The sequence below is a fragment of the Pseudoalteromonas sp. SG41-5 genome, from assembly GCF_014164495.1.
In the GTDB taxonomy this organism is placed as follows: Bacteria; Pseudomonadota; Gammaproteobacteria; order Enterobacterales; family Alteromonadaceae; genus Pseudoalteromonas; species Pseudoalteromonas rhizosphaerae.
In genome coordinates this window covers 1-2,270 of record NZ_JACJFH010000204.1, presented here as the reverse complement: position 1 = coordinate 2,270, position 2,270 = coordinate 1, and the positions used below count along the sequence as shown (strand labels likewise).

At 38.4% G+C, this 2,270-nt stretch carries 1 protein-coding gene; it reads left to right on the top strand.

Annotated elements, in window-relative coordinates; translation table 11 throughout:
• Window positions 1-2,237, top strand: a 2,237-nt coding sequence (locus H5232_RS22965; RefSeq protein WP_182831612.1) for a TonB-dependent receptor, incomplete at its 5' end; no start/stop codon positions are given.
• Between the last annotated feature and the right edge of the window lie 33 nt (window positions 2,238-2,270).

The following is a 2,270-nucleotide window of genomic DNA, read 5'->3' as shown; positions in this document are numbered from 1 at the left end:
GCTCAAATTATCTTACCGTAGCACTGAAAACATTACTAATGCCAAACGGGAATTACACCAATGAAAATTTAGATGGATTATATTTACCGCGTATTCCTCGCTATTCATTGTATTCAAAACAACAAAAACGTCTTGGTGCAACAATTGCTTTTCAATATGCGCCTACTGATGATCTCTCATTCAACTTAGATGTGTTGCATGCAAGCTTGGATAATGATTCTGAAGAATATCACTACGAAGTATTATTACGAGATCAAAAAGATATCGTCCCTGAAAACATTTATGTCGATGCCAACAACACCATAGTCGCAGGTGCATATTCAAACGCCATTATCCGTTCAGAAACACGCAAAGATACATCTGAATCAACTTTTGATCAAGTTAGCTTTACTGGAAATTGGTTTATTAACGATCGTTTTAAAATGAACTTCCTAATAGGCCAAGGTAAATCAGATTTAGACATTCCGAATATGACCACCTTTGCCCTAGATAGTAATCAATCTACCGTGGCCTATAGTTTTGATAGTAATATAGACCCATTATCATTAATTAATAACCCGGGCGGACAAGCGATTGGTAGCGGTGAGTTAAACACTAATATGCCATCATTTGCATTTGCCGCAGGTCAGGCACCTGGCGGGAATTATAGTAAAGATGAAATAGCGTCGGTGATGACAGATCCAACTAATTACACCGCTGGTTTAGTACGTAATCGCTCGCAAACAATTGAAAGTGAAAACAAAACTATTAGAGTTGATTTTACATACGAGATTAACGATGAATATACGGTTAAGTTTGGTGTTGGTCAGCGTAGTTTTGAAACAGAACAACAATATAATTTAAATAACTGGAAAGACATCAATAGAGAAACAAACAAAACATCAGGCGCAATAGCAGAAGAGCGTGTTATATCGCTAGATGCAGCCCAAATTGATGGCAGCTTGTTTAATACCACTTTAGATAAACAAGGTGTAAGTTTTGGTAACAACGCTTCAATTCCTGGTTCATCAACGCTTAACAGTAGTACTTGGTTAGCACCTGATTATAATGCCATGTACAACGCCTTTGCTGGGGCAGACTTTTTTCAAGCCAAAGAAGATTTTAGACGCACTTATTATATTAAAGAAGAAGTTGCTACAGCATTTGTCCAGTTAGATTTCAGAAACTACATATTTGATAAAGAGCTACGTGGTAATGTTGGTGTGCGTTATGTTGATAACAAAAACACCAGTCGTATCGTAAATTTAGATCATATTTACAAAGATGGTTTCACTGCGGGACGTGGCGACGGTGCAAACTATGCTGCAGGTTATGGTTGGCGTGAGTCTGTGAGTGAAGGAGATGAATGGCTGCCATCATTAAACCTTGCTTACGATATCACTGAGGACTTAGTCGGTCGCTTTAGTTATTCACACGCAATTACTCGCCCAAAATTATCTGATTTACGTTCTTCAATCAGTATTAATACGCCGAGTATTGATGATCCATCAGCGACAATTAAGATGGGTGCAGGCCCGTCACTCAAGCCTTATAAAGCGAAACAATATGATGTTGGTTTAGAGTGGTACTTTGCTGAAGAATCGCTGCTTGCAACATCACTGTTTTATAAAAATATTTCGGGTTTAACAAAAGCAAGTTCTGAGCAAGTTTTATCACAAGCCGATCTTGATAGACTTGGTATCGACCTTGGCGACACAGATCCTAGCACTGTGACTTGGCAAGTATCGCAACTTGTCAATACCGATGCTGAAGGCATGTGGGGCGCAGAATTTATTTATCAACAGCCTTTTACCTTCTTGCCTGAACCATTTAATGCCTTAGGTTTACAAACTAACTACACCTATATTGATTATACACGTGATATAGAAGACCCATTTTATGGCACGCAACTTAACTTAGTAGAAGAAGAAACATCAAAGAACACATACAACATAACCTTGTACTATCAAGTAGACGATTGGTCGGCTCGTTTTTCTTATAACTACCGAAGTGGCTATAACAAACAATATTTAGACGAATATAAAGATGAATCAACCTTTGTGCGTGGTTATGATGCAAAGGCGAAGCTTAATTTCTCTGCCCGCTACAAGTTAACAGAGAAAATGAGTGTTTCATTTGAAGCCGTTAATTTAACAGATGAAAAACAAGATATGTGGAATGATATTTACACGCCACGCCCTTACGAAAACCTTTCATCAGGTCGCCAGTTTTTAGTGGGTGTAAGGGGCACTTTCTAAACTTAATCAACACATAGCCTCGTTAACTGAGGC